Below are 25905 nucleotides of genomic sequence, written 5' to 3' on the forward strand. Positions count from 1 at the left end.
ATGTTGGACAACGTCACCATGGTTTCGGCCAGCGCCGGCACCGGGAAGACTTACACCCTGACAGGCAAGATCGTGGACCAGATCGCGGCAGGCCTGCCTGCTGGGGCCATCATGGCCACCACCTTCACCAAGAAGGCGGCGGCCGAACTGCGCGAACGCATCGCCGCCAGGCTCCTGGAACAGGCTGAGGCGACGGACGACGCCGATGCTGCCACTGCCCTTCGGCTCGCCTCCCAGCAGCTCCCGGCGAGCCTCATCGGAACCGTGAACAGCGTCTGCGGGCAGCTGCTTCAGGAACATGCCATTGACGCGGGTCTATCCCCTGCCCTTGAGGTCATCGGGGAGGAACAGCTTGCCGGCATCTTCAACTTGGCTACCGATGAAATCCTGGCCGAGCACGCTCCGGCAATTATCCCGATCGCACACCGTATGGGCACCGACGACGCCGGCGCACGGGATGCCAAAACCTGGCAGGAAATGGTCCGTGCCGTTGTGGACGCCGCCCGGACCAACCTGCTGGATGCGGAGGAGCTTGCCGTCTGCGCCGAGCGGTCCTGGAGTGGATTACGCGAGCTTCTTGACCCACCCGGCACAGACGACAGGGCGAGCTGGCTGCGGGACTTGCGCGCTGGCGTGCCCGACCTTGAAGCCACCGCGCGAGACGGCAAGACACCCGCCGGGAAAGCTGTGACCCTAACTACCGCCGCCTTTAGGGAAAACGTTCCCAAGATCCTGCACAAGGTAGCGTCGATGGGCGACATCGAAAGCATCACTTGGGAGGAGTGGCGTGGCGTCGTTGGTTCCGCGGCTCCCACGGCCGTCAAAGCACTCTTTGCATCCGCGACGGATGCTATCAAGGAAGGCCTGCTCTCCAACCCTGCTTTCCACAACGACCTTGAACAGTACATCCGTCGCATCTTTGTGTGCGCCGCAGATTGCCTCGATGCCTACTCAGAATTCAAGCGGCTTCACGGCCTCATGGACTTCGTGGACCAGGAAACCCTTGTCCTGGAGCTGGCACGCAACAACGCCGCATTCCGCCGCTCGTTCCCCGGGCGTGTCCGTTTCCTTGTAGTCGACGAGTTCCAGGACACCAGCCCCCTCCAGCTGGAACTCTTCCTGCAGCTCAGCAGTCTTGTGAAGGAAGCCGTCTGGGTGGGCGACCCCAAGCAGGCAATTTATGAGTTCCGCGGCACCGACCCCGAACTCATGGAAGCTGTGGTTGCCAAGGTCAGCCAGCGGGAGCAGCTGTCGGAAACGTGGCGCTCCCACCAGGCGGTGGTGGACCTGAGCAACGCCGTGTTCGAGGAGGTGTTCGAGCGGCACGGAATGCCTCCCGAAACTGTCCATTTGGAGCTCCCCAGCGCACACGCGGATTGGTCCCCGGGCACCCTTGAGGCTTGGACCCGGCGCCAGTCCAATGACGCCGAACGGCTCAAAGCAACGGCTGCTGGTGTAGCGTCCCTGCTGGGACGGCGGAAGGAGCTGAAGGCCGGGGATGTGGCCATCCTGGCCAGATCCAACGCGGACGTGGAAGCCCTTTCCGCGGCACTTGACGCGTTGGGAATCCGTGCCAGCCGCAACCCCCGTATGCTATCTGACGCGCGGGAGGTGCAGCTAGCGCGGGCTGGAATGGCCTTCATCGCTGACGGCTATGACACTGTGGCGTTGACCGAGCTCGTGGCGTTGCATCCTGGCCACTCGGCCCATGCAACATGGCAGCAGCAGCTCCTCGAAGCCCCGGATGCCGCCGTCGTGCTCGAGGCGTGGAATGCCGACCCCTTGGTGACCGCACTCGATGGCCTGCGGGAACGCGCGGCCATGGCTACGCCCACCGAGGTCTTCGAGGCCGTGACCGGTATTCTTGGGCTGCCCCGGCTCATCGCCGGCTGGTCTTCACCGGCTACCCGGCTCAGGAATCTCGACGCCGCCCGCGGTGCGATCCACACCTATTACGAGCGGTGCCTGGCGCTCCGCTCCCCCGCGACCCTGCGCGGTTTCCTCGCATTCTTCGGCAGTGAAGAGCAGCAATCTGCTGAGAATGCCGGGGACGACGTCGTCAACGTCCTCACATACCACAAGGCCAAAGGACTCGAATGGCCCGTAGTGATCATGGAGGGTCTGGACAAGGACCTGAGGCTTGCAGCGTTCGGGGCCGCAGTGGAGCAAGTGGGCAGCTTTGACCTGGCGCAGCCGCTGGCCGGGCGGTGGATCCGGTTCTGGCCCAGCCCCTTCCCTTACGGCGGCTCCCCGCTGGACGCAAAAGGCAAGAACAGCGAGGTAGCGGAGCGGGCGCAGGAACGCGACCGCCGCAACATGTCACGGCTCATGTACGTGGGCATGACCCGGGCGGTGGAGACAACGGTGCTGACTGCAAAGAGCAGCAAGCCAGAACTCTTGAACAACCTAGGTGCTGCGGGACTGGTGTCCTGGTCGAAAGACGAGGAGGACAGCACCGAGGGTGTCATCCAGATAGCCGACGGTGAGGGCTTCCCCGCGATTGTGGAAGAACTCGAGCCTTTGGAGGCTGTCCAGGCAGCTGCGGAGTGGGCTCCGAAGTTTGCTGACGCACTACCGGTCCCCTCTGTTGCTGCGGCGTTGCCAGCCCGTTTTGCGGCATCGTCCTTGGACTCTTCCGGACACGACGCCGAGGTTACCGCCGTGGCCGAGCTCGGTCCACGGCTTGCCGAGCATGGTTCCGACGACTGGGGTGCGGTGGGCAGCGCAGTCCATGCTTACTTGGGAACGCAGTTTTCTGCACTCAGCCCGGCTGAACGGAGGGATCTGGCAGAGAGGATCGTCAAACGCTGGCAGGTCGAAGGAACCGTTGATCCTTCGTTGTTGATCACGTCCGGGGATCGGTTCGAGGCCTACCTCGACTCGGAGTTCCCGGGGTGGTTACGGCACCGTGAAGCAGCCATAGGTTGGCGGCCGGCGAACCAAGTCATGGAAGGCTGGATCGACCTGCTGTTGGAAGGGCCAGAAGGATTCGTACTCGTCGACCACAAAACCTACCCCGGCAACAACCCCGGCGGCCATGTGCGCGAAAAGTACCTGGGGCAGATGGCTGCCTACAGGAGTGCGGTACTGGCTGCAACAGGAAAACCCGTGGTGCGAACGCTGATCCATTTTCCGGCGTTGGGAAGTATCTACGAGATCAGCGAGGTCTAGGGACGATTGTGCCGGCCTACCACCAACGGTGCCGGCACTCAGGATTCTGGCAGGCCCATTTCGGTACGCCCGTCTCAACCTTTCCTGTAGCGGGGTAGATCCTGAATTCCTCCATGATGGCGCATCCGACGAACTCCGCCTTCGGATACTGCTTCCGGGTGTCGGGCATGATCATGCCGTACATGATGCGACAGGCTTCATGCCCGCACACGAGACATTTCCTCGTGGCGGTTCTCGTTGTCTTGCCGTCTTTGGTCATGCCTGCAACCTAGTCCTGGCCACGGACATTCGGCGTAGTTACAAAAATTTCTTAGGGGTAAGCGTTTTTTGTAACCGTGACCGTGCGGTTATGCCGTCAACCGCGCCGTTGCATACTTGTTCAGGGGCACGCCGTGATTGGCAGCCTCAATTGCTAACTTCCGATGAAGCTCTGGGGGCACCCGAAGGTTGAGACGGCCACTAAACTTCTGCATTGCGATGGGCTCGGGCACAGGGTCACCCGAGTGTCTAAGTTCATCAATTACATCGGACACCAGGCGTTCAATGCCCCGGAGCGCCTCGAACTGGTCTTCATCCAGCCAGGAGAGGGACGGGAACTCGAGAACTGTGGCCACAAATTCTTGGTCCTCCGGCGACCACTGGACCGAGTAACGGTAATGCGCCACCGGGGGCGGCGCGGCAGCCTTCTCAGGTGAGTTTCTAGCTTGCTTTTCGATCTTGTCGATGCTCGCCACACGCACCATGGTGCCACTTTTGGCACCACATCTCAAGGTGCATCGGATCGTACCTTGCCCGAAATCCAGGAAGGACTCATGGACCCGGGCTGGCCATGGACCAGCCGGTAAACATGACAAAGGGCACGCCCGGAAATCCGGACGTGCCCTCCGTTCACACGAACCACGAAGCGGTTCGAAGCACCTGGCTCAGTCCACGAGCACCCGGGGCTCTGCACCCTCCGAAGCTTCGACAACCGGCGCAACCTTGCCGTTCCGGTGGTGCAGCCAGTTCGCCACCGCCAGCAGCGCCACGAGTGCGAAAGTGCTCAGGAGCTGTGGGCGTGAGTCCTCTCCGATGAAGCCCACCGTGAAGATTGCCGCGAGGATCACCAGACCAAACACCGTGAGCCACGGGAAGCCGGGCATCCGCAGGGGAAGCTCCGTTCCCTCGCGGTCGGCGCGGAGGCGCAGCGCGAGCTGGGCGAGGAGTGCGGACGTCCACACCAGCAGGCACGTCGAGCCCACAATGTTGAGCAGGACGGGAAGGACCTTTTCGGGGAAGGCCAGTTCCAGCACCACCGTGACAACGCCGAAGGCGACGCTGGCCAGGACGGCGACCACCGGTACACGGGCCTTGGACACGGCGGCAAGCAGGCGCGGCGCGTCGCCGCGCTCGGCGAGGGAGAACGCCATCCGGGAAGCACCGTAGAGGTTGGCGTTGAGGGCGGAGAGCAGTGCTGCGACGGCCACCAGGGTGATGGCGGTGGCTGCGCCGGGCATGCCGGCGGCATCCAGCACGGCGGCGAACGGGCTCTTCAGCCCGGCCGAACCTACGGGAACCACAGCCGCGATCACGAAGATCGCACCGATGTAGAAGATGAGGATGCGCCAGAGCACAGTCCGGACTGCCTTCTTCACACTGCGGGCCGGCTCCGCGGTTTCGGCTGCCGCAACCGAGACGATCTCGGTGCCGCCGAACGCGAACGCCACCACGAAGAGTGCCGTGGCAATCCCGGCGAAACCGCTGGGTGCGAACCCGGCACCGGTGAAGTTGGACAGGCCCGGCGACTGCACGCCCGGCAGCCAGCCGAAGAGCAGGGCAGCGCCCACCAGGAGGAACCCGACGATTGCGGCCACCTTGAGCAGGGCGAACCAGAACTCGAACTCGCCGAAGTTCTTCACACTGGTGAGGTTCACGGCGGTGAGCACCACGATGAACACAAACGCCATCAGCCACACCGGCAGGGCCGGGAAGATGGTGGCCAGCAGGCCCGCCGCGCCGAGCGCCTCGGCAGCGATGACCACCACCAGCTGAATCCACCAGAGCCAGCCCACCGTGGCGCCGGCCACCGGCCCGTAGGCCTTGGCGGTGTAAACGGAGAAGGCGCCGCTGTCCGGGTTGGCGGCGGCCATCTCGCCGAGGGCCCACATCACCAGGATGATGAGCGTGCCGGCCACGAGGTAGGAGATCAGCACGGCCGGGCCAGCCGCCTGGATGCCTGCGCCGGAGCCGATGAAGAGGCCGGCGCCGATGGCGCTACCCAGGCCCATCATGGTCAACTGGCGGGGTTTAAGGGCCGCGCCGAGGGCGCGGGCAGACGTCTTTGTCTGTTGTTCCATTGAGGATTCCTCTGGTTGTAGGTGGAACGGGTTTGGTAAAAGGTCAGTCAGTTGTCAGGCCGCGTGGGCTTCGAGGAGCCGGAGCACGCGGTCGTTGGAGGCGGGGTCGGCCACGGTGATCCGCACGCCGTCGCCCTGGTACGCCCGGACCAGGATGCCGGCGGCGTCGAACGCGTCCACCAGCCTCGCCCGGAGGCTGTCATCGGCCCTGATCCACAGGAAATTCCCCTGGCTCGGCTGCAGTTTCCAGCCCTGGGTTTCGAGCTGCGCGGCCATCCGCGCGCGCTCCTGCCTGACGGCGGCGACCCGCGCTTCCATCTCCTCCCCCGCCTCCAGCGACGCGACGGCCGCCTTCTGCGCCAGCGCGCTCACCGCGAAGGGAAGAGCGGTGCGGCGCAGCCCCTCGGCGATGGCCGGCGTCGCAATTGCATATCCCACCCGCAGTCCGGCGAGGCCGTAGGCCTTGGAGAAGGTGCGCAGGATGCAGACGTTCGGGTACCGGCGGTAGAGCGCCAGGGAGTCGGGGCCGCTGCCGGCTTCGGCATATTCCACGTAGGCCTCGTCGATCACCACGAGGACGTCGGGGCGGACGGATTGCAGGAAGGCCTCGATGCGATCGTGGCTGATCGGCACGCCGGTGGGGTTGTTGGGGGTGCAGAGCAGGATCACCTTGGTGCGGCCGGTGACGGCCGCGGCCATGGCGTCGAGGTCGTGGCCCTCACCCTCGTCCAGCGGGATGCGGACCGGCCGGGCGCCGGCCAGCTCCACCAGGATGGGGTACGCCTCGAAGGAGCGCCACGCGAAAATGACTTCATCCCCGGCGTCGCACAGTCCGGTGATGATCTGCTGGAGGACGCCCACACTGCCGGGCCCCACCGCGACCTCCCCGGCGGTGACGGCCAGGTGCCGGGCGAGCCGTTCGCGGAGTTCGACGGCGGCGCTGTCCGGGTAGCGGTTCATAGTGCCGGCCGCTTCGGCCACCGCAGCCGCGGCAGCAGGCAGCGGAGCGTAGTGGCTTTCGTTGCTGGCGAGGGCTGCGATGTCCGCGCCGGCGCCGCGCCGGCCCGGGACGTAGGACGGAAGGCCGGCCACGGCGCCACGAAGGGCGGGTAGCGCGGTGTCCGGTGCGATAAGGAGCTGATCACTGGTCATGAGCAACGATCATGATTGTGACCGGGCCCACAATGCAAGATACCCTCAACCCATTGGGACTTCTGCTCAACTTCTAACAACTGTGGTGAAAATATGACCATCCCGAACCCGCGCAACCTGGATTCCCTCGACGGCAGGATCATCCTGGCCCTGGACAAGGATCCCGAAGCCAGCGCGCTGGCACTCTCCCGGACACTCGGCGTCGCACGCAACACCGTCCACGCACGGCTGGCGCGGCTCGAGCGCAGCGGCGCCCTCCGTTCCTTCAGCCGGAGGCTGGACCCCGCCGCGCTGGGCTATGACCTGATGGCCTTCCTCTCGCTGTCCATCAGCCAGACCCGGACCGGTGCCGTGGAGGACGGGCTCGCCGCGATCCCGGAGGTCATCGAGGTGCACGCCACCACCGGGGACGCGGACCTCATGGCCAAGGTGGTGGCACGCAGCACGGCCGATCTCTACCGCATCACCAACGAGATCCTGGAGATCGAGGGGATCCAGCGCACCAGCACGGCCATTTCCGTGCTGGAACTCATGCCGCCCCGCTACGACGGCCTCCTGGCCCGGCTCTCAGAGCAGGAATCCCGCCCTTCCAGCTAAGTCCGGGTGACGCGCGCCACAAGTGCGCATATTTTCACTCGATCAGGCAGTCGACTGCCAAATATCCCAACTAAACTCGAGCCCCTTGCCTATGCGTGAACTAGGCCACAAGATTCCTGCATGACTACTCTTACCGTCTCCGGCCGCGTGGCGCAGGTTCTCAGCAGCTACGTCAGCGATGTCTTCGGCGTCATGGGCAACGGCAACGTCTACTTCCTGGACGCCGCGGAAAAGCTGGGCCTCCGCTTCTCCGCCGTCCGGCACGAGGGCGCCGCCATCGCCGCGGCCGACGCCTACTACCGGGCGTCGGGACGCCTCGCCGCGGGCACAACCACCTACGGCCCCGGCTACACCAACGCGCTCACCGCCCTGGCCGAGGCAGTCCAGGCGCAGATCCCGGTCGTGCTGGTCACCGGGGACGCTCCGAGCAGCGGCGCCCGGCCCCAGGACGTGGACCAGGCGGCCATCGCCGCGGGCCTCGGCGCGGCCACCTTCACCGTCACCCGCGACGCCGCGGGCTCCATCACCCGGCAGGCGGTGGAGTACGCACTCAACAAGCGCACCGCCGTCGCGATTGCCATTCCCTACGACCTCGCGGCGCTCGAGGCTGCGGACGAAGAACTTCCGGAGCCGCAGGCACCCGAGGTGACGCACGACGTCGACGGCGGCCTTGGGCAGGCAGCGCGCCTTCTGGCCGGTGCCAGGCGGCCGCTGATCCTCGCCGGCCGCGGTGCGCACCTCGCCGGCGCCGGCCCGGAACTCCGCGAACTCGCCGACCGGATCGGCGCACTGACCGCCGGAACCGCCCTGGCGCTCAACCTCCTCAATGGCGAGGGGTACCTGGGCGTGGCCGGGGGTTTCGGCACCGACACCGCGGCGGGCCTCATGGGCGAGGCCGACGTGGTCCTGGTGGCCGGGGCCAGCCTGAGCCCGTTCACCCTGCGGTTCGGGCACCTGCTCGGCCCGGACAGCACCGTCATCCAGATCGACACCGCGCTGCAGCCGACGCACTCCCGGGTGGACACGTTCGTCAGCGCGGATGTGAAGTCCGCTGCGGGGCGCCTGCTCCAACTGCTGGACGGCGGCGCTTCGGGCGACGCGTGGCGCGCGGAGGCCCGCAAGCGCGTGGCCGAGGGACCGGGCCACGCAGCAGGGTCCTCGGAGACGCCGGACGGCCGGCTAGACCCGCGCGCCCTGGCCACCGCTTTGGACGCCGTGCTGCCGGAGCGCCGCACGGTGGTCCAGGACGGCGGGCACTTCCTCGGCTGGGCACCCATGTACTGGCGGATCCCGCGGCCGCAGGACCTGGTGATGGTGGGCACGGCCTTCCAGAGCATCGGGCTGGGACTTGCGAGCGCCGTCGGGGCAGCCCGTGCCGTGGAGGACGGCCGCACCCTGGTGCTGGCTTCGGGCGACGGCGGCTTCCTGATGGGTCTGTCCGACCTCGAATCGCTCATTGGCACGGCGCGCAGTGCGATTGTAGTGATCTACAACGACGCCGCCTACGGAGCCGAAATTCACCAGTACGCCTCCAAGGGCCTGACCGAAAAGCCCATGCTGATCCCCGAGGTGGACTTCAGCGGCGTGGCGCGGGCTCTGGGTGCCGAGTCTGTTGTTGTCCGCTCGCTTGGCGACCTGTCGGCACTTCAGGACTGGATCGACGCCGGCGCGAAGGGAACCTTCGTGGCCGACTGCCGCATCACTTCGAGCGTCCGGGCTCCGTGGATGAGCGAGTGGATGAACGCCAAACAGGCTGCAACGGCGGTGGCGGGATAGTGCCTCGATCATCTTCGGTGTGTCAAAGCTACGCTCCCGCGCGGATCCAGCCCTGGAAATCGAAGGGCGGACCGTTTACGGTTTGCTGGTTGACGTAGAGAAAGCCGTCCGTCCCAATCCCCAGCATCGCCAACACGTTGTTGGCCTGAAGCACGCCCGCGGGTACACCCATCAGGGAGCAGGGGAGCTCGGTCCAGAGTCCGGCAAAGGTGCCGTCGTCTTCCTGCAGGTCGAAGTACTCCGTACTCGGATCTGCGTGGGTGGCCAGAACCAGGCGGCCGTCCGGTGCCGGCCTCGTCAGCACCGTGGTCTGCCCCTGACCCGCCGGACCGCCCAGGTCACACACAACGGGATCCCAGCCGCCATTCACGGCGGCCTGCAGCGACGCCAGCACGTTGCCGTCCTGTGGATTTCTGTAGAACACCCGCAACAGGGAGTCACGCCCCGCGGCTGCCTGCGGGGCCCCGGCGGCGGCCCTCGAGGGAAACGCCGGGTCATGCTCCAGCGGTCCGTTCGCGACAGGCTGGAACCAGCGCTCCACGCCATCGCCGCTGCTGGCAAATAACTCGATGCGGCCGTCGGCGGTCACAACGGCCGCGGCGGGCTCGTTGATTAGGTCCGTCCCGCCGTCGACGTCCTGCCAGTCGGAAAAGTCGAGGTTGGGCCCATTTTGGGCAATTGTGCTCATTCCGCCGCTGGGATTGCGCGCAAAAACCTGCATCCTGCCGTCCCGGTTGCTGGCGACGGTGGGGGTGCCAGTGGCCGCCGATCCGGTGCCGTCGGGGTTGCCCAAGTTGACCCAGTCGGAAAATGCGAGGTCGGGTCCGGTCTGGAACGCCGTCATAATGTCTCCGGTGTCGATCCGGAATGCAAACACCGCAAGCCGGCCGTCGGCATTGTGCCCCACTGCCAGATGCGGAGCGACGGGACCACCCCCAAGTTCGGTGGGTCCTTCCCACTGACAACTGATCGGATCCTGATGCCACGCCATGACCTGACCGTCCAGGACGGCGAAGGCGCGGGGCGTGCCCAGCCCGTCGCGGGCCGCCCACACGCTTCCGGAGGGCCACCGGTAGTACCTCGACGAGGTCCAACCGAGGTCATGGGCTTGCGGGTCCGATGCGGCGTACGTTGCGAAGATGGAGGCCTTCTCGGCGGATCGCTGCCCGGTCAGGTTGGGCTGCGAACCGGCGATGCTGTAGCAGCGGTAGTTGACCAGCGCTGCGTGCTGCGAGCTGTCTGGACCGTGGTAGTTGGCCGCAGCCTCGGCCACGAACTGTGCCGTTGCTATGTGGTCCTCGTGATCGTCGGCGGCCCTCGGGTCCGGGCACGGATCCTGCGCCCTGATGATGGTTGGCTGGAAAATCTCCATGAGGGACGTCAGCGTACTGATGAGTTCCGCCCGAGTATACGTAAGGCTGGTGGCCACCGGTCCCCCCGTGGGCACGATCGTTGGCTGTGAAGCGGACTCCCCGCGGAACAACTTCCCCAAGGCGTCCAGATGATTGGCGTCTCCTCCGTCAGGAAGGCACAGGAAGATCAGTTGGACCAGGCCGGGGGCATCGGTGAGCGTGTCGATCTCAATCGGCCGGCCATCGACATCCATGCTGGACCGGTCCCAGTGGTCAGCGACGCCGGCCATGAGCGCATAGGCGGCTCGTTCTCCGTTCTGGCGGTCTGCCGCGTATTCCTCCCTCGTGCGGTTCCCCAGCCCATCGAACTCGCCAGCCGTAAGGAACACGGTGCGATGCGGCAGACCGGAGACTATCCAGTCGCTAATATCCGGGTTCTGGAACAGCAGGTCATCGTCCTCGTGGGCAACGAAGCTCAGCGAACTCGCCAGCAGTGTGGGCACAGGGCCGCGGAGCGCCCGAGGCCCAGCAGCGGTAGCGGTCCAGACCGGGCGTATGCGCCTGCGGGCTGCGCGGAACGCAAGCCGGTGGTCCCGGGCGGCGACATCCCTGTCGGCATCGCGAAACCGCCTCACGTCACGCAGGGGTTGCCGGGCGTCCGCCCCGACCAGGACACGCGAGCCATTCTCGCGTCTGGAAACTGCCTCGACCCCGATACGCGCCATCATGTACTCCCATGTCCAAAACCCTGCGCCATTAAGAGCGTGGCCGCATGATGAAAGCCACAAGCCAGCCGGGCCCGGAGGTACGAAGAATCCAGAATCGCGGTATCAGGTTTCGTCGTCTCCAGTAACCCTCGACAGCAGCATTATGGCACTGCAACTGTTCACCTGGGCCGGACGCTGCGGACTTTAGCGCTTCGTGGCGGTGATCTGTGGTCCGTCGGTATCGCATTCCCGGGCTTCGCGTTGTCTTTCATTGCATGGGTTGTGCCGTGCCATACGCCACTCCCCGCGCACCTCCGGAATAGCGACGCCCCGCCACACCGTTGCCCCAAGCATGAAGGCAATCACTTACAGCACTTACGGAAACCCGGACGTCCTCGAATACGGCGACCAGCCAATGCCGAAGGTGGGGCCCGGGATGGTCCTGGTCAAGGTCAAGGCAGCAGCCGTAAACCCGGTGGACTGGAAGATCATGGCCGGCGGCCTGGACGCCATCATGGACCTGCAGTTCCCGGCCATCCCCGGCTGGGACGTCGCCGGGGTGGTGGAGTCGGTGGGCATTGATGCCCGGCAGTTCCAGCCCGGTGACGAGGTTATCTCCTACGCCCGCAAGGACTACGTTCACGGCGGCAGCTTCGCGGAATACATCGCCCTGCCGGAGCGGCTCCTGGCCCGGAAGCCGGCCTCGCTCGGGTGGAATGAGTCGGCGGGCCTGCCGCTAGCCGGCCTCACCGCGTACCAGGTCCTACACCGGCTGGGCCTGAAGTCCGGCGAAACCGTCCTGATCCACGGCGGATCCGGCGGCGTCGGCTCATTGGGCATCCAAATCGCCGTGGCCCTGGGCGCCAGCGTCATCGCCACCGCCTCGGAGGGAAACCACGACTTCCTCCGCTCCTTGGGCGCCGAGCCCGTGGCCTACGGCGACGGGCTCGAAGAACGCGTCCGCACATTGCGACCCGACGGCGTGGAGGTGGTGGCCGACTTTGTTGGCGGAAACCTTGAGGCAACCCTGGCCGTGCTGCTCGAGGGAGGCCGGCACGCCTCCATCGCCGACAGCGAGGTGGAACGGCACGGCGGCCAGTGGATGTGGGTCAACCCGGTGGGCGCCGATCTGCAGGCATTCGCAGAGCTGGTGGACAGCCGGAAGCTCCGGGTGGAAGTTGCCGAGGTCTTCCCGCTGGACAAGGCCGCGGACGCCTTCCGCTCCAACATGGAGGGCCACACTCGCGGCAAGATCGTCGTAGCCGTGGACCAGGATTCCTGATCGGGCACACTGGTTGACGAAGGCTCCGTCCAGAAGGACGGAGCCTTCCCTGCGTGGAAGCTCTGCCGCTCCCTTTGCCAAACAAGACTGCCGGCACACAACCCAAGTGCCGCCGTCGTACGCCCTTTCCTACATGACCGTCGGCTTACCCGGCCGGTTGTGCGACGCCCGCGCGGCCACGAAGCTTTCCTCGAACGGCAGCGTGGCCAGGTCCAGCAGCGGGTCGTTGTCCTGGTTGGCCACCGCCACGTTGTAGGCGATCCCCATGGCTGAGTAGCGGTGTTCGGTGGGGAACAGCGCCGGCAGCGCGGAGGCCAGGTTCGGCACCGAGAACGCCACCGGGAGGCGGCCGATCCGGTCCGAAAGGCGCCCGGTGAACGGGATGCACAGCGCCATCGCCACCAGCTGACGTAGAAGCCGCGGCGCCGGTCCGGTGCGTGCTCGCACACGAACGTGGTGGCGCCCGAGTATTCGCCGCCGGTGGAGAAGCCCTGCACCAGTTTGAGCACCACCAGCAACACCGCCGCCCAGATTCCCAGCACCGCGTAGCCGGGCAGCAGGCCGACGGCGAACGCGGCGCCGGCCATGATCATCAGCGTCATGGCAAGGACCTTCTGGCGGCCGATCCTGTCGCCCAGCCAGCCGAAGAACACGCCACCCACGGGCCGGACGATGAACGTGGCGGCAAAGGTGCCCAGCAGGAACAGGTTCTGGACGGCCCTGTCCGCCTCGGGCAGGAACACCGGCCCCATGGTGGTGATGAGGTAGCCGAAGACGCCGACGTCGTACCACTCCATGGTGTTGCCCACGTTGGTGCCGCCGAGCGCCTTCCGAGCGTGCGGCGGTTCACGACGTTGACATCGGATACCTTCAACCGCCGCTGCTGCCCGTGGTGCTCTGCCATGGCCCGGTCACCGCCCGCATCGCTCCTCAGCCGGGCACGCGCCGTCGTTCTTTAGGCCCCGATGGCCGGCAGCAGCCCAACACTTGCGCTCATCTTGCCACTGCTGGATAGCTGCAACAATGGTGCTGTTTAAGGACGCATCGTGAACTCTGGGCCCCGGCTCGGCAGTGCCAGGGGCATCGCGACCGGCGACCCGGCTTACCCTGAAGCCTGGAACCCGAGGTGAAGCGGGACCCCCGCACCGGACTCCGGCCTGCGGGCCTACAACGCCCGGGATGCCATTGCGTACAGGTCGGCTATTTCCTCGGGCCGATCCAGCTGCCGGCCGATCGCCAGGCGGATGCTGGGCGGCTGGCTGCGGATGGAACCGCCGGACGAACCACCCGAGGCAACGCCGTGCGAGGCCAGCACCAGCAGTGCCTGCTGCTCATTGAGCACCCGAACCCAAAGCCCCAGCCCGTCGTCGTGGCTTTCCACCTGCACGCCGCGTTCGGCAAGCAACATGGCCATCTGCGTCCTTCGCTCGGCGTACCGGGCCCGCGCATGCTCCACCTGCGCCTTCACGGCGTCGCTGGTCAGCATCCAGGCCAGCGCATTCTGCAGGATCCGGCTGGTCCAGCCCGCGCCGAACTGCCGGTAAAGCCTGGCCCGTTCCAGCGGCTCGGACGGACCCCCCATCACCGCCAGCCGAAGATCCGGGCCGTGGGACTTGGAATAGCTGCGGACCTGCACCGTCTGCGCTGGAAGCAGCGCCCCCAGACCCGCATACGGGCCCAGCGCAAGCTCCCCCAGTCCGTCGTCCTCGACGATAAGCACCCGCGTGCCGCGAAGGACGTCGGCAACCAGGTCCCGACGCGCGGGAGTCATGTTCGTGCCCGACCGGGAATTTGCGCACGGTTCGTAGATGAACGCGACGGGCTGCTTGGCCAGCGCCTGCTTCAGGGACTCCGGGAGCGGTCCGTCCGCGTCCGTCGCCACCGGTACAACCACGGCGCCGGCCAGCTCCAGGATGTCCAGCAGCCGCGGCGTGGACGGGTCCGCCACTGCGACGTGCTGCCCCGGCAGGATGCTTGAGGACACGAGCAGGATGATGCCTTCGTACCCGCCGTTCACGGCCAGCCAGCTTTCGGGTTCCCAGCCCCAGCTGGCCTTCACGGCGCCCTCCAGGGCCGGCGTAATGCCGGGCCGGCGGTAGGAGTTCATATCGGGGTCGGGGGCTGCGCTGGCAACGGCTTTCGCCAGGTCGGGCAGAAGCAGCGGATCGGGCGCGGCAAGCGTCAGGTCCAGCACACCGCCCTGCCAGTACCGGGAAACGTTCTCGAATCTCTGCGGCGCCAGCAGGGCGGGGCGTTCCAGGACACGGATGCCCTGTCGCCCGGACCCTTCGATCACCCGCTGTTTCCGGAGCATGTTCCACGCCGCGGACACCGTCCCGGGGCTCACGGCCAGCCGGGCTGCGAGGGCCCGGACCGTGGGGAGCTGGACGCCTGCGGGTACCTCTCCGGCCCGGATCAGCTGGGTTACCGCGCTGGCGATGCCCGACGCCGACGGTTCGGAAATTTGGGCGCTGAGCCACGCCGCCGACAAGTATGTGCCGTCGGCGGACACCTCTTCAGATTCCATCCACGCTCCCTTGTTATGTTCAGTAACATATACCCTCTTGTACGGTTTGTTCAACTGAACATAGTGTGGGCCGTAGTCCACATCACACCGGTTGGCTTTGCAGCAGAGACCGCAGTTAGGAATTTTCAGTGAATCGAATTCAGTTGGCCACCCGGAACTGGGACCATGTGATCCCCTTGGCCTTGGGCGATGTCCCCCAGGACCGTTACGCGTTTGAGCGCCGCGAGATCACTCCGGACCTCTGGTCCGAGCCGGGACTCGACGGCGGCGAAACCTCGTTCAGCCGCTACATCAGGGCCCGCGCCGCAGGCGACTTCTCAGTCACCGCCCTGCCCGTCTTCATCATGCGGGGCTTCCGGCACCGCTGCATCATCACACGGGCCGAGTCCCCCCTGGAAACCGCGGCGGACCTCCGCGGTGCCCGGATCGGGCTGACCGGCTGGGTGGACACCGGCAACACCTGGACCCGGGCCGTCCTCCGCCAGGCAGGCGTGGGCATTGAAGACGCCGACTGGCGCCTGGGCCGGCTCACTGCCGCCCACCCCATCCAGGACAGGATCGGTGCCATCGCGGTGCCGGACAACGTGCAGCCCTGCGAAGACGAGGAACCCATGGTGGACATGCTCCTCCGCGGGGCACTTGACGCCGTGATGACGCCGTTCATGCCGCCGGGCTTCTACGAACCCGGCTCACCGTTGCGCACCCTGTTCCGGGATTCCCGCGCCGCCGAAGAGGAGTACTACCGGTCAACGGGGTATGTCCCCGGAATCCACCTGCTGGCCGTCCAGACGCGGGTGCTCGAGGAAAACCCGGGGGCTGCGCAGGAACTCGTTGACCTTTTTGAGTCCTCCCGGATACTGAGCGACAGCCGGCGCGGGAAGCTCCAGGACGTCACGCCCTGGCAGAACGAAGCCCTGGCCGAGACCACCCGGGTGTTTGGTTCTAACTGGATGGCAACCGGTTGGAAACATAACCAACTTATGATCAGTGGCCTCCAGACCGAAATGATCGCCCAAGGTCTGCTCGCAAGCCAGCTGGCCGATGATGACCTCTTCCCGTTCAAGCCCGAACCCTCCGAAGTTTTGTCCTGACCCAACTCCGGCGGCAACCCTCCACGCCGCCCTCCACCCTACGAATCCCCCAAGGCAGACAGGTACAACCATGAAAACCTCAAGCAAACTCGGCGCCCTCACCGCCGTCGTCGCCCTCGCCCTGACCGGGTGCTCCGTCGATTCCAGCCCCGCCGGCACCACCTCCGGTTCCGCAGGCAGCTCAGCCGCACCGCAGGCCTTCAACCAGGAACTGCACGATGCCCTGCCCGAGAAGATCAAGGCGGCCAAGAAGATCGTGGCCGTCAACAACGGTTCCTTCCCCCCGTACACAATCGTCGGCGCCAACGGCGAAATGGACGGTGCAACCGCGGACATCTCCAAGGCGATGAGTGAACTGCTGGGCGTCAGCATCGAACACGTGACCGTTGACGGGCTGGCCAGCGTCCTCGGCGGAATGGCCGCCGACCGCTACGACGTTGACCTCGGACCCGTGGGCGACTTCAAGGAACGCCAGAAACAGGGGACGTTCGTTGACTGGGTCCAGGAGTACGTCGTCTTCGCCGTCCGGAAGGGGAACCCGGCGGGCATCTCGGACCTCGAATCCACCTGCGGCAAGAAGGTTTCCGTGATGGCCAGCGGCTCTGCCGAAAAGGTCATCAAGGGCCAGTCGGAGAAGTGCACCGCCGCCGGCAACCCCGCCATCGAAGTCCAGTCCTATAAAGACCAGCCGACGGCCATCTTGTCCGTGCAGTCCAGCCGCGCCGACGCCTTCTTCTCGTCCCAGGCACCCCTGACCTACTTCGTGGAGCAGGCCAACGGCGCGCTGGAACTCACCGGAACCGGCAAGAAGAACGGCTTCGATGACCTCTTCCAGGGCGCCGTGGTGCCCGTTGACTCGCCCATGGCCGACGTCCTGCTCAAGGCGTTCAACATCCTGCACGAAAACGGCACCTACGAAAAGATCATGAAAGACCACAAGCTCGACGGCAACATGATCGACAAAGCCGGCCTGAACCTGGGTGTGTCCTGATGCCCACCCTGACAGGAACGTCTCCCGTGACCGAATCCCAGCTTGACGTCTCCAACGCCTCACGCCGCAAGCACCCGTGGCGGCTGGTCGCCGTCGGCGTCATTGCCATCCTCGCGGCGCAGCTGCTCCAGCTGTTCATCACGAATGAACGGTTCGCGTGGGGAACGGTTGGCAAGTACCTCTTCTCCGATGTCATCTTCAAGGGCCTGCTGATGACGCTCGGACTGACCGTGGTGGCGATGCTCCTGGGCACCGCCCTCGGCGTCATCCTGGCCATCTGCCGCATCTCCAAGAACCCGGTCCTGAGCGGCTTCGCGGCCGGCTACATCTGGTTCTTCCGCGGCACCCCGCTCCTGGTCCAGCTCATCTTCTTCTACAACCTCTCCGCCCTGGTTCCCCAGCTCTCGTTCGGCATCCCGTTCGCACCGCCCATGTGGGCCACGGAAACCAACAGCGTGGTCACCCCGATGCTGGTAGCGATCCTCGGCCTGGGTCTCCACGAAGCCGCCTACATGGCAGAAATCGTCCGGGGCGGACTGCTCTCGGTTGACCCGGGCCAGCGGGAAGCCGGCTACTCGGTGGGCATGACCAACTACCGGGTGATGCGGCGGGTCATCCTTCCCCAGGCGATGCGGTTCATCATCCCGCCCACGGGCAACCAGGTGATCAGCATGCTGAAGGCAACCTCGCTGGTGAGCGTCATTGCGATGGCGGACCTGTTCTACACCGCACAGTCCATCTACAACCGGACCTTCGAAACCATTCCGCTGCTGATTGTCTCCGTGATCTGGTACCTAGTGATGACCACCCTGCTCAACATCGGCCAGTCCTTCATTGAGCGGCACTACTCGCGCAGTTCCAAGCGGGACGAACCGGGATTCTTCCAGTTCCTCACCGGCGGGTTCAAACGTCCCGCCAAGCCTGCAGCCGTCCCCGCCGGAAGCGTGAAGGCTCCCGCCAAAGACAACGGAGAAGTACTGTGAGCCAGATCGCCACATCACCCATCGAAACAGCAGCCCAGACCAACGGCCCCGTCCTCGTCGCGAACGGCGTTCGGAAGAGCTTCGGCCACAACGAGGTCCTGTCCGGCATCGACCTGGAAGTCACCCAGGGCGAAACCGTGGTCATCCTGGGCCCCTCCGGCTCCGGCAAGTCCACTTTCCTGCGGTGCATCAACCTCCTGGAGGAACTGAACGGCGGCCGGATCCTGGTGGACGGGCAGGACGTAGGGTACGAGGTCAAACACGGCCGACTCCACGAACTTGCCCCCAGCCAGATAGCGCGCCGGCGCCAGGACATAGGCATGGTGTTTCAGCAGTTCAACCTGTTCTCACACATGACGGTGCTCCAGAACATCATTGAAGCCCCCGTGGGCATTAAGAAGGAATCCCGGGCTGAGGCGACAGCGCGGGCAAGGAAGCTGCTGGCCCAGGTGAACCTAGCGGGCAAGGAAGACGCCTACCCGCGCCAGCTCTCCGGCGGCCAGCAGCAGCGCGTGGCCATCGCCCGCGCCCTGGCCATGCGCCCCAAGCTCATGCTGTTCGATGAGCCAACCTCCGCCCTGGACCCGGAGCTCGTGGGCGAAGTCCTGGCCACCATGCGCGAACTGTCCGCCACGGGCCTGACCATGGTTGTGGTCACCCACGAGATCAGCTTCGCCCGTGAGGCAGCGGACCGGGTGGTGTTCATGGACGGCGGCGTAGTGGTTGAGCAAGGCACGCCGGAGCAGGTCATCGGCAACCCGCAGCACGAACGGACGCGCAGCTTCCTGGCGCGCTTCCTCTAGACCGATGAGCGTCAACACCAGACCGGAGAACCCCATGACCATTGCTACACCAACAGCCACGGACGCTATCGGAGAGGCGCTGGCAAGAGACGCCTCGCTGGCCAGTGACCTGGTCGCGTTCCGACGGGAGATGCACGCCTATCCCGAACTGGGACTGCAACTGCCGCGCACCCAGGGCAGGGTCCTCGAGGCCCTGCGCGGACTGGACCTGGAAATCACCCTGGGCACCAACTCAACCTCGGTAGTAGCGGTACTGCGCGGCGGGCTGCCGTCCGCACCCGGCGTCGCGCGTTCCTCGGTCCTCCTCAGAGGCGACATGGACGGGCTGCCCATCACCGAGAAGACCGGGGTGGCGTTCGCCTCCGCCAACGGGGCCATGCACGCCTGCGGGCACGACCTGCACACCGCCGGACTCGTCGGCGCCGCCCGACTCCTGCACGCGGTGCGGGACCAGCTCCCCGGCGACGTGATCTTTATGTTCCAGCCGGGCGAAGAAGGGCATGGCGGCGCCGAGGTCATGATCGCCGAAGGCGTCCTAGACGCGGCCGGGCCCCGTCCCGTCGCAGCCTACGGAGTCCATATGGCCTCCGATGCCCCGTCAGGCCTCTTCACCACCCGCCCCGGCCCATACATGGCTGCCATGGGCGAACTCCAGGTGGAAGTCCTGGGGCGTGGAGGGCACGGATCACGGCCCTTCCAGACACTCGATCCGGTGCAGGTGGCTGCGGAAATGGTGGGGGCCCTGCAGACCTTCGTGACACGCAGGTTCAATGTGTTCGATCCGGTCATTCTCACCGTAGGGAAGTTCGCTGGCGGAACGGCGGCGAACATCATCCCGGATACCGCCACTTTCACGGCGGGAGTGCGTTCCTTCAGCCCGGCCGTGAGCAGGCGCCTGCAGACAGAACTTCCGGACATGCTGCGGAAGCTTGCCGAGGCACACCAGCTCGCAGCAAATGTTTCCTTCACACCCAAGCTCCCAGCCACCATCAACAACGACGGCGAAGCCCTGTTCTGGGAGCAGACGGCAATTTCGCTCTACGGGCAGCACCGTTTCGAGCTCCTTGCCAATCCGAAGGCAGGCTCCGAGGACTTCTCCTGCGTCCTGTTGCAGGTTCCGGGGGCTTTCGGCCACCTGGGCGCGGGCTCACCGGACATGGACCCGAAGGATTGGGCGCCGATCCATTCCGCTCGGGCCGTCTTTGACGACGGTGTCTTGCCGGACCAGGCACGGTTTCTGGCGACCCTAGCCTTCGAGCGGCTTCGCGCCGAAGTGTGAACGCGATGGGGAGCCCCGCGTGCCGTCAGGGCAGCGGGTCTCCCTATCCATCGGGCTCCGGTGACTCGCCTTCGCGGGCAGGCCCTGAATTCGAAGATCAGGCTGCCCGGCCAGCCGACCGCCGTCTTACTTTACGACGACGGAGGGCAGCAGTGTGACGTGGGACGATCAGCAGTGAACCGGGCTGTAGAACGCCGCACCCCAGCTGAAATGGTCGGTGGCGTTGGGTAGCGGCGGCAGGGGATATGGAGGCCGCCAGCTACTTGCGCACCTGCAGGTCCACCCAAACCAGCCGGTGGTCGCTGCTCGGGAACGGGTAGACCCCGGTCAGCCGTGAGAGCGGGTTCGCCTGGGTCGGCCAGAACACACCGGAGCCGAGGACCGTTGTCTTGCGTGAAGGCAGCACGTAGTCAGCCCGCAGGTTTCCGGGCGCGGTGTCGCCGAAGTCGGCGGTGTCGTTGCGGGGGTCGCCCTTGTGGGTGGCGTTGGCTCCGCCCTGCAGGGCCGCCGCCTCCGCGGCACCATCGGAGGCCGGCAACGGGTCCACGATCTGCTTGGAATCCAGGAGCTGGTTGACCGCGGCTGCCGCCGAGTCGCCGTCGAACGGGTCCGCGTTCTGGTCACCGACAATGACGAACGGTTCGCTGGGCAAGAGCCCGCGCTTTGTGCCCTCATCGTCCACGATGTACTGCGACTTGCCCGGCGTGACGTAGTCAGCCCAAAACCGGATCTCGTCGTGGTTACGGCGCCCGTTCCGGTCCTCAGGCCCGTCAAACGTTGGCGGGGTGGGGTGTGAGGCAAGCACGTGCACCGTTTCGCGGCCCACCCTCACCGGGACATCCCAGTGCGACTTGCTCGACAGGCGAACCACGTCAAGCTCCTCCGGGGAAAACCAGTCGGCAGGCTCAGGCGTGGCCGGGTTGTCCGGCAGCAGCGCCCCCGGCATGTCCTTCCACAGGAAGTTCTGGAACGTCCGCACGTTCTCCGTGTCGATGGGGTACTTCGACAGGATGGCCATCCCGTACTGACCTTCGAATGCGCCGAACCCCAGGGCGTCGTCGGCACCACCGATCTTGCCGTCGTTGTTGAGGTCGAACCCGCTGGGGATCCCGGTGTTCGAGGGCGCTACATAGGCGTGGGGGTAGTCGACGGGATCGGCGCCGCCCTGCCCGATCGCCAGGTAGTTCTCGCGGAACAGGTCGGCGGCACGCATCCCGGGCACGTAGTCGAACTCGTTCAGCAGGATAACGTCCGGGTTGGCACGCTGGATGACCTCGGCCACGGTGCGCGCCTGCTGGTCGTCCGGAGTGCTCAGATCGGCCTCGAGTTCGCCGGCGCCGGCCCGGTTGAGCGACAGGTTATACGTGGCCACCCGCAGGTCCACCGTCCGGTCCGTTTTGGACTCGGCCTTCGGATCGGCGGCGGCCGGAGCTCCGCCGAAACCGATGGCGAGGCCGCCTAGAACAGCGGCGGTGACTACAGCAGTAAGTGGGCGTCTCGAGGACATGGGGCTCCTTGGCAGCGCGAAATGAGGGGTACGAGTGAAGGTCCGTACAACCTAAGCCGCCAAGATGGCCGGAAGGAGTACCTCAGGCGAACGGAAATGAATCCGCATTGCGGCCCGCGACCATCGGATGGCAGCCACGTCGGGAGGCCTGCTCTGACGCGAAAAAGGAGGCCGACGGCGAAACTTGGGTGTCGCCGTCGGCCTCCTTTCCTGCCCTCGCGGCACGGTCCTCCGCAGGGCACGGACCCTAGGCCGCCGTCGGAAGCGTGACGTAGCTGCCCTCGATGACGCGTGCGGCAACGAGGGCAGCGCCGTCTACGGTGACATAACTGCCGCGGGTGACGGGGCTCGGGTTTCCGGGGGCGGTGACATAACCGCCCTCGACGTAGACGCCGTCGGCGGGGACGGACACGTAGCTGCCGCCGCGCACTGTGGTGTCAGCGGCAGAGTTCCAGGCGGCGGTCTTCAGGGTGGTTTCAGAGGCGGATGATGTTGCGGTGCGTTCGGTCAGCAAAGTCATGGGTTCTCCTTGGGGTTGCAGGATGAGGGCCGTACAGGTTGTTGTGCCGCTCAAGCAGGAGGACGGTTGCGCATTGTGTCGCTTGCCCCACTGGCCCGGGTATGTTCACCGGTGCGGTACTCAAGGGCTACGGTGGCCTGCATCCAACCTTACGGACTTATTATGACCTACTCAAAATAAGGTGGGGAGGCTCACCATTACTTCGGTAGGGCATTTATCCCCTGTTCGCCGTGCACTGACGGGACTAATCTAGGCCGCGTCAACATCCACCGCTGTCGAGGAGTCGTCATGGCCGGGTTTGTGCAGATCATCGAATTCAAGAGCTCCCGGATCAAGGAGATCGAAGAACTGGGCCGCCCCTCACGAACCGGGGGCAGCACTCAACCCACGTTCCGCCACATTTTTGCCACTGCGGACAGGGACCACCCCGGGACCTATTTCACCATCGTCAACTTCGATTCCTTCGAGTCTGCGATGGAGAATTCAGGCCGGCCCGAAACGTCCGAGTTTGCCGCCAAGATGGCCGAACTGTGCGACGGACCCGTGACCTTCCACAACCTGGACGTCATATGGGAGGACACCGGAGACGCCGCGGACAACGGCTAGGACTATTCGGCAACCATAAACCAGGCATCCAGGGTGTGACGGTCGCGGCCGCCGGTCCGACCGGCATACCTCGGGTGCCGCGTACTGTTGCGCGCGTCACGCACGGCACCCTTTTGGACCACTCTCGGGGAGGGCGCCACGGAAAACCCGGGCCCGCCGTCGTGCGTCCTTCAAAAGCGTGCCTGGGGTGACGCTTGAGCGTTTCCCGGGTGGTCCCGCCTGCACAAGCACAACCCCCGGGGAGCTTTGACCCAGCCTCCAAAGTGCCGCACTTCCCGGCGCCTTGGTGATCGTCGAACCGCGCCACCGGGCCTAGATGGCACGCGAAGAACTCATATTTCGTAGAGTAGTATTTTAATTCCATATATCGGAATAACGAAGTGCCCATAGTCGGGCTTCCACACCGAGGACCCACGCCACCTACATAGGAGTAGATGATCATGCTTTACCTGGGCCTTCTGTTGTCCGGCGCAGCGCTGCTGATCAATGGGCTGGGACTCTTGGGCCGGATCCCCCTGCGGGACTCTGCCATGTTCAGCATGCTGATCGGCGGGGTCCAGCTGGCACTGGGAATCGCCTTTGTGGCAACAAATAGCGACGCCGAGCCCCAAACCCTCCTCAGCGCCGCGGGCATGTTCCTGTTCGCCCTGACGTACGTTTACGTCGGACTAAACACAGTCCTGCAGCTCGGATCCCAGGGCCTGGGATGGTTCAGCGGCTTGGCGGGCGCGCTGGGGCTCCTGCTCGCAACGGCCTGGTTCAACACCGATCCGCTTCTGAGCGTCTTGTGGCTCGCGTGGGCCGTCCTGTGGGCTTTATTCTTCGTCCAGATGGTACTGGGACGCGTTAACCTCATCCCCTTTATCGGCTGGTCCCTAGTGCTGCTGAGCCAGACGACCGCCACAGCACCGGCACTTCTGGGACTGTCCGGGAATTGGCCCGACAGCCAGGCCACGGCCGCCACGGCTGCCGCAGTGTTGACGACGCTCTTCCTGCTGGCGGCGCGGCTCGGCCGGCGCAAACGCCGGCCCGGACATCCAGCACCCCGCCTGCCCGCCCGGACCGCGTAGGATCCGAGCAGCAGCCGGCTGCCTCCCGGACCGACTGCAGTCGCATTCCGCAGCGCCGCCGGCCAGGTTGACACGGAAAACCGCTTGCGCTTCACTGTTGCGTATGTTGAAATAAAACTTCCACGATATGAAATGCCGGAGAAGGCGAGATGACGTGGATGCCCGCACCAGCAGAAGGACCGGCAATGATGCTCCAGAAATTCAACGAGGCTGACCGTACCGAGATCGTCTCGGCGCTGCGCCCCTGCCTTGATATCCCGCGGTGGGTTAACCAGATCGCCGACGCCCGCCCGTTCGCCTCCGTGGACGAACTCCTCGCCTTTGCGGGCCGCGCAGCCCTGCCGTTCACGGACCAGGAAGTCGATTCGGCACTGGCCCACCATCCGAGAATTGGTGAGCGCGCAGCCGGCGACAGTTCCGAGGCCCGCCTCTCCCGCGCTGAACAGGAAGCCCTGGGCGGCACCACGCCCGCCGTGGCCGCCGCACTCGTGGAAGGCAACCGGAGCTACGAAGAGAAATTCGGCCGGGTCTTCCTGATCCGCGCCGCCGGCCGCAGCAAGGAAGAGATCCTCGAGGCACTCCAGTCCAGGATCTCCCACAGCGCCGCCGAGGAAAACCCCATCGTGCAGCAACAGCTGCGTGAAATTGCCGTCCACAGGCTTGAAGGAATGATGAGCGAATGACCCCGTCCCACATAACCACCCACGTCCTGGACACCTCCACAGGCAAGCCTGCGGCAGGAATCCCGGTCCGCCTGGAAGCCGGAAATCAAGGCGCATGGTCCGAGGTTGCCGCCGCCACCACTGATACCGACGGCCGGGTCAAGGACCTCGGTCCCGAGGTGCTTGAATCCGGAACCTACCGCCTGCAGTTCACCACCGCCGAGTACTTCGCGAACAGCAACACGGCCACTTTCTTCCCGGAGGTGGTGCTCGTGTTCACCGTGGACCGCGACGAACCGCACTACCACGTCCCGTTGCTGCTGAGCCCGTTCTCCTTTTCCAGCTACCGCGGAAGCTGACCGGGCAGGGCGCGGCCCAGGACCCCAGCAGTGCAGGTCTCTCTGGCCGCGCCTCCCTAGCCGCGCCCGATGAACGGCATCCCCGCGGCCGTCATCACCACCGAGCCCACACTGGCCGACGGCGGCATCCCCGCCATCATGAGTACGGCCCGGGCCGCCTCCTCCACCGGAAACGTCGGCTCCACTTTCCGGCTCCCGTCGGCCTGGAGGGCACCGGAACCGACGCCCAGCGTGTCCATGATCTCCGTGGCCGTGTTGCCGATGTCGATCTGCCCGCAGGTGATGCCGAACCCGCGGCCGTCCAGCTCGATGCTCTTGGTCAGTCCCGTGATGGCGTGCTTGCTGACCGTGTACGCCACCGTGCGCGGCCGTGGCGAATGCGCAGCGATTGACCCGTTATTGATGATCCGGCCGCCCTGCGGCGACTGCGCTTTCATCGCCCGGACCGCGGCGGCCGCGCACAGCATGGAGCCCGTCAGGTTGACCGCCAGCGTGGCTCCCCAGTCCGCCGGGCTGATCTCATCCACCGAGGCCGCGGGGCCGGCTACGCCGGCGTTGTTGAACAGCACATCCACTCTCCCCCACCGCCGGAGCGCCGCGGCAAAAAGCCGCTCGACGTCGTCGGGCACAGTGACATCGCACGGAACCGCATGCGCCTGCGAATGGCCGTCGGCGGCCGCCAGCAGCTGTGCCTCCCGCCGTCCGGCCAGCACCACCCGGTAGCCCTCGGCCAGCATGAGCCGCGCCACCGCGCGGCCGATGCCTGAACCTGCTCCGGTGACGACGGCGACTCTCACGTTGGGTTCTGGGGTGGCAGTGATGGGGTCCTCCTGGGTCCGGGGCGGCCATCCTGCCGCCGGTGTGTAGCCTATGACGCCGCCCCTCGGGTGTCAGTCCGGCAGCCCACCGCAGCAGTCACAATCGGTGAGAAGGCCCGCATGAGGCACCCGCCTCCGTCGGCCGCCCTGCCACCTTGACTACCCGCACCCCTCTCGCTAATCTCGAACAGCAAGAAAGTTTTCTCACAATACGAAAACTTGGCCCAGACATTCAAAGATGAAACGAGGCTGCCATGGCTGCAGGAGAAGATACCTCCCATATCCTCAGCGGGTTGACTAACCAGCTGCCTGATCG

General features: G+C 65.6%; 23 protein-coding genes and 1 pseudogene. 13 read left to right on the top strand and 11 right to left on the bottom strand.

The window, feature by feature from the left end:
• Complete coding sequence (locus tag NQJ30_RS15635) at nucleotides 1–3171, top strand: UvrD-helicase domain-containing protein (RefSeq protein WP_255770950.1); 3171 nt, start codon at nucleotides 1–3, stop codon at nucleotides 3169–3171.
• 16 nt (nucleotides 3172–3187) lie between these two features.
• On the opposite strand, the gene NQJ30_RS15640 is transcribed toward NQJ30_RS15635, so the two are convergent.
• The 4 genes from NQJ30_RS15640 to hisC form a co-directional block, all read right to left on the bottom strand.
• Nucleotides 3188–3430 (bottom strand): hypothetical protein, encoded by a 243-nt coding sequence (locus tag NQJ30_RS15640; RefSeq protein ID WP_255770929.1) that lies wholly within the window; start codon nucleotides 3428–3430, stop codon nucleotides 3188–3190.
• 88 nt (nucleotides 3431–3518) lie between these two features.
• Nucleotides 3519–3914 carry a type II toxin-antitoxin system HicB family antitoxin gene (locus NQJ30_RS15645; protein WP_255770930.1) on the bottom strand — a complete coding sequence of 132 codons (396 nt, stop codon included), beginning with the start codon at nucleotides 3912–3914 and terminating at the stop codon, nucleotides 3519–3521.
• Between the two features lie 180 nt (nucleotides 3915–4094).
• Complete coding sequence (locus NQJ30_RS15650; protein ID WP_255770931.1) at nucleotides 4095–5507, bottom strand: amino acid permease; 1413 nt, start codon at nucleotides 5505–5507, stop codon at nucleotides 4095–4097.
• 54 nt (nucleotides 5508–5561) lie between these two features.
• The gene (gene hisC, locus NQJ30_RS15655; protein ID WP_255770932.1) at nucleotides 5562–6659 is read right to left on the bottom strand and encodes a histidinol-phosphate transaminase; all 1098 of its coding nucleotides are present in this window, start codon (nucleotides 6657–6659) and stop codon (nucleotides 5562–5564) included.
• A gap of 93 nt (nucleotides 6660–6752) precedes the next feature.
• Between hisC and NQJ30_RS15660 the strand changes: the two genes are divergently transcribed.
• Nucleotides 6753–7256 (top strand): Lrp/AsnC family transcriptional regulator, encoded by a 504-nt coding sequence (locus NQJ30_RS15660; protein WP_255770934.1) that lies wholly within the window; start codon nucleotides 6753–6755, stop codon nucleotides 7254–7256.
• A 120-nt stretch (nucleotides 7257–7376) separates the two neighbouring features.
• A complete protein-coding gene (locus NQJ30_RS15665) occupies nucleotides 7377–9032 on the top strand; it encodes a thiamine pyrophosphate-binding protein (protein ID WP_255770935.1) in 1656 nt (551 codons plus the stop codon).
• A 28-nt stretch (nucleotides 9033–9060) separates the two neighbouring features.
• Here NQJ30_RS15665 and NQJ30_RS15670 read toward each other — a convergent pair whose 3' ends face one another.
• A complete protein-coding gene (locus NQJ30_RS15670; protein WP_255770936.1) occupies nucleotides 9061–10887 on the bottom strand; it encodes a PIG-L family deacetylase in 1827 nt (608 codons plus the stop codon).
• A 556-nt stretch (nucleotides 10888–11443) separates the two neighbouring features.
• Between NQJ30_RS15670 and NQJ30_RS15675 the strand changes: the two genes are divergently transcribed.
• On the top strand, nucleotides 11444–12373 hold the full coding sequence (locus tag NQJ30_RS15675) for an NADP-dependent oxidoreductase (protein ID WP_255770937.1): 930 nt from the start codon (nucleotides 11444–11446) through the stop codon (nucleotides 12371–12373).
• Between the two features lie 129 nt (nucleotides 12374–12502).
• Here the strand turns inward: NQJ30_RS15675 and NQJ30_RS19145 are convergent, their stop codons facing one another.
• From NQJ30_RS19145 to NQJ30_RS15685, 3 genes and pseudogenes are all read right to left on the bottom strand, one after another.
• Nucleotides 12503–12820, bottom strand: coding sequence for a hypothetical protein (locus NQJ30_RS19145; protein ID WP_374113276.1), 318 nt, complete (start codon nucleotides 12818–12820; stop codon nucleotides 12503–12505).
• Nucleotides 12775–13277, bottom strand: a pseudogene (locus tag NQJ30_RS15680) (MFS transporter); the annotation flags it as partial. The pseudogene NQJ30_RS15680 and the gene NQJ30_RS19145, both read right to left, overlap by 46 nt.
• 261 nt (nucleotides 13278–13538) lie before the next feature.
• Nucleotides 13539–14900, bottom strand: coding sequence for an aminotransferase class I/II-fold pyridoxal phosphate-dependent enzyme (locus NQJ30_RS15685; RefSeq protein ID WP_255770938.1), 1362 nt, complete (start codon nucleotides 14898–14900; stop codon nucleotides 13539–13541).
• A gap of 128 nt (nucleotides 14901–15028) precedes the next feature.
• On the opposite strand from NQJ30_RS15685, the gene NQJ30_RS15690 reads away from it, so the two are divergent.
• The 5 genes from NQJ30_RS15690 to NQJ30_RS15710 all read left to right on the top strand — a co-directional run bounded on the left by NQJ30_RS15690 (nucleotide 15029) and on the right by NQJ30_RS15710 (nucleotide 20047).
• Nucleotides 15029–15991, top strand: a complete 963-nt coding sequence (locus NQJ30_RS15690; RefSeq protein ID WP_255770939.1) for a hypothetical protein — start codon at nucleotides 15029–15031, stop codon at nucleotides 15989–15991.
• Between the two features lie 70 nt (nucleotides 15992–16061).
• The gene (locus NQJ30_RS15695) at nucleotides 16062–16982 is read left to right on the top strand and encodes an ABC transporter substrate-binding protein (RefSeq protein ID WP_255770940.1); all 921 of its coding nucleotides are present in this window, start codon (nucleotides 16062–16064) and stop codon (nucleotides 16980–16982) included.
• 26 nt (nucleotides 16983–17008) lie between these two features.
• Nucleotides 17009–17965: an amino acid ABC transporter permease gene (locus NQJ30_RS15700; RefSeq protein ID WP_255770941.1), complete on the top strand. Its 957-nt coding sequence runs from the start codon at nucleotides 17009–17011 to the stop codon at nucleotides 17963–17965.
• A 5-nt stretch (nucleotides 17966–17970) separates the two neighbouring features.
• Nucleotides 17971–18768, top strand: coding sequence for an amino acid ABC transporter ATP-binding protein (locus tag NQJ30_RS15705; protein WP_308215259.1), 798 nt, complete (start codon nucleotides 17971–17973; stop codon nucleotides 18766–18768).
• Nucleotides 18769–18802: 34 nt separating this feature from the next.
• Nucleotides 18803–20047 carry a M20 metallopeptidase family protein gene (locus tag NQJ30_RS15710; protein ID WP_255770942.1) on the top strand — a complete coding sequence of 415 codons (1245 nt, stop codon included), beginning with the start codon at nucleotides 18803–18805 and terminating at the stop codon, nucleotides 20045–20047.
• 259 nt (nucleotides 20048–20306) lie between these two features.
• Here the strand turns inward: NQJ30_RS15710 and NQJ30_RS15715 are convergent, their stop codons facing one another.
• The gene (locus NQJ30_RS15715) at nucleotides 20307–21554 is read right to left on the bottom strand and encodes an endonuclease/exonuclease/phosphatase family protein (RefSeq protein ID WP_255770943.1); all 1248 of its coding nucleotides are present in this window, start codon (nucleotides 21552–21554) and stop codon (nucleotides 20307–20309) included.
• A 247-nt stretch (nucleotides 21555–21801) separates the two neighbouring features.
• A complete protein-coding gene (locus NQJ30_RS15720; protein WP_255770944.1) occupies nucleotides 21802–22074 on the bottom strand; it encodes a hypothetical protein in 273 nt (90 codons plus the stop codon).
• A gap of 288 nt (nucleotides 22075–22362) precedes the next feature.
• Between NQJ30_RS15720 and NQJ30_RS15725 the strand changes: the two genes are divergently transcribed.
• The 4 genes from NQJ30_RS15725 (at nucleotide 22363) to uraH (ending at nucleotide 24771) form a co-directional block, all read left to right on the top strand.
• Nucleotides 22363–22680: a hypothetical protein gene (locus NQJ30_RS15725; protein ID WP_255770945.1), complete on the top strand. Its 318-nt coding sequence runs from the start codon at nucleotides 22363–22365 to the stop codon at nucleotides 22678–22680.
• A gap of 434 nt (nucleotides 22681–23114) precedes the next feature.
• Nucleotides 23115–23750 carry an AmiS/UreI family transporter gene (locus tag NQJ30_RS15730; RefSeq protein WP_255770946.1) on the top strand — a complete coding sequence of 212 codons (636 nt, stop codon included), beginning with the start codon at nucleotides 23115–23117 and terminating at the stop codon, nucleotides 23748–23750.
• A 185-nt stretch (nucleotides 23751–23935) separates the two neighbouring features.
• On the top strand, nucleotides 23936–24433 hold the full coding sequence (gene uraD / locus NQJ30_RS15735; RefSeq protein WP_255770947.1) for a 2-oxo-4-hydroxy-4-carboxy-5-ureidoimidazoline decarboxylase: 498 nt from the start codon (nucleotides 23936–23938) through the stop codon (nucleotides 24431–24433).
• Nucleotides 24430–24771: a hydroxyisourate hydrolase gene (uraH, locus tag NQJ30_RS15740; RefSeq protein WP_255770948.1), complete on the top strand. Its 342-nt coding sequence runs from the start codon at nucleotides 24430–24432 to the stop codon at nucleotides 24769–24771. The genes uraD and uraH overlap by 4 nt, the downstream gene beginning before the upstream one ends.
• A gap of 56 nt (nucleotides 24772–24827) precedes the next feature.
• On the opposite strand, the gene NQJ30_RS15745 is transcribed toward uraH, so the two are convergent.
• Entirely contained in the window at nucleotides 24828–25568 is a 741-nt protein-coding gene (locus NQJ30_RS15745; protein WP_255770949.1) for an SDR family oxidoreductase, read from the bottom strand.
• Between the last annotated feature and the right edge of the window lie 337 nt (nucleotides 25569–25905).

The organism is Pseudarthrobacter sulfonivorans (assembly GCF_024391045.1).
Classification (GTDB): Bacteria; Actinomycetota; Actinomycetes; order Actinomycetales; family Micrococcaceae; genus Arthrobacter; species Arthrobacter sulfonivorans_B.

Coding starts and splice junctions, on each gene's coding strand:
- NQJ30_RS15695 (WP_255770940.1), top strand. CDS start 16,062: ATGAAAACCTCAAGCAAACTCGGCGCCCTCACCGCCGTCGTCGCCCTC.
- NQJ30_RS15660 (WP_255770934.1), top strand. CDS start 6,753: ATGACCATCCCGAACCCGCGCAACCTGGATTCCCTCGACGGCAGGATC.
- NQJ30_RS15645 (WP_255770930.1), bottom strand. CDS start 3,914: ATGGTGCGTGTGGCGAGCATCGACAAGATCGAAAAGCAAGCTAGAAAC.
- NQJ30_RS15715 (WP_255770943.1), bottom strand. CDS start 21,554: ATGTCCTCGAGACGCCCACTTACTGCTGTAGTCACCGCCGCTGTTCTA.
- NQJ30_RS15650 (WP_255770931.1), bottom strand. CDS start 5,507: ATGGAACAACAGACAAAGACGTCTGCCCGCGCCCTCGGCGCGGCCCTT.
- hisC (WP_255770932.1), bottom strand. CDS start 6,659: ATGACCAGTGATCAGCTCCTTATCGCACCGGACACCGCGCTACCCGCC.
- NQJ30_RS15710 (WP_255770942.1), top strand. CDS start 18,803: ATGACCATTGCTACACCAACAGCCACGGACGCTATCGGAGAGGCGCTG.
- uraH (WP_255770948.1), top strand. CDS start 24,430: ATGACCCCGTCCCACATAACCACCCACGTCCTGGACACCTCCACAGGC.
- NQJ30_RS15725 (WP_255770945.1), top strand. CDS start 22,363: ATGGCCGGGTTTGTGCAGATCATCGAATTCAAGAGCTCCCGGATCAAG.
- uraD (WP_255770947.1), top strand. CDS start 23,936: ATGATGCTCCAGAAATTCAACGAGGCTGACCGTACCGAGATCGTCTCG.
- NQJ30_RS15675 (WP_255770937.1), top strand. CDS start 11,444: ATGAAGGCAATCACTTACAGCACTTACGGAAACCCGGACGTCCTCGAA.
- NQJ30_RS15665 (WP_255770935.1), top strand. CDS start 7,377: ATGACTACTCTTACCGTCTCCGGCCGCGTGGCGCAGGTTCTCAGCAGC.
- NQJ30_RS15640 (WP_255770929.1), bottom strand. CDS start 3,430: ATGACCAAAGACGGCAAGACAACGAGAACCGCCACGAGGAAATGTCTC.
- NQJ30_RS15685 (WP_255770938.1), bottom strand. CDS start 14,900: ATGGAATCTGAAGAGGTGTCCGCCGACGGCACATACTTGTCGGCGGCG.
- NQJ30_RS15730 (WP_255770946.1), top strand. CDS start 23,115: ATGATCATGCTTTACCTGGGCCTTCTGTTGTCCGGCGCAGCGCTGCTG.
- NQJ30_RS15720 (WP_255770944.1), bottom strand. CDS start 22,074: ATGACTTTGCTGACCGAACGCACCGCAACATCATCCGCCTCTGAAACC.
- NQJ30_RS15635 (WP_255770950.1), top strand. CDS start 1: ATGTTGGACAACGTCACCATGGTTTCGGCCAGCGCCGGCACCGGGAAG.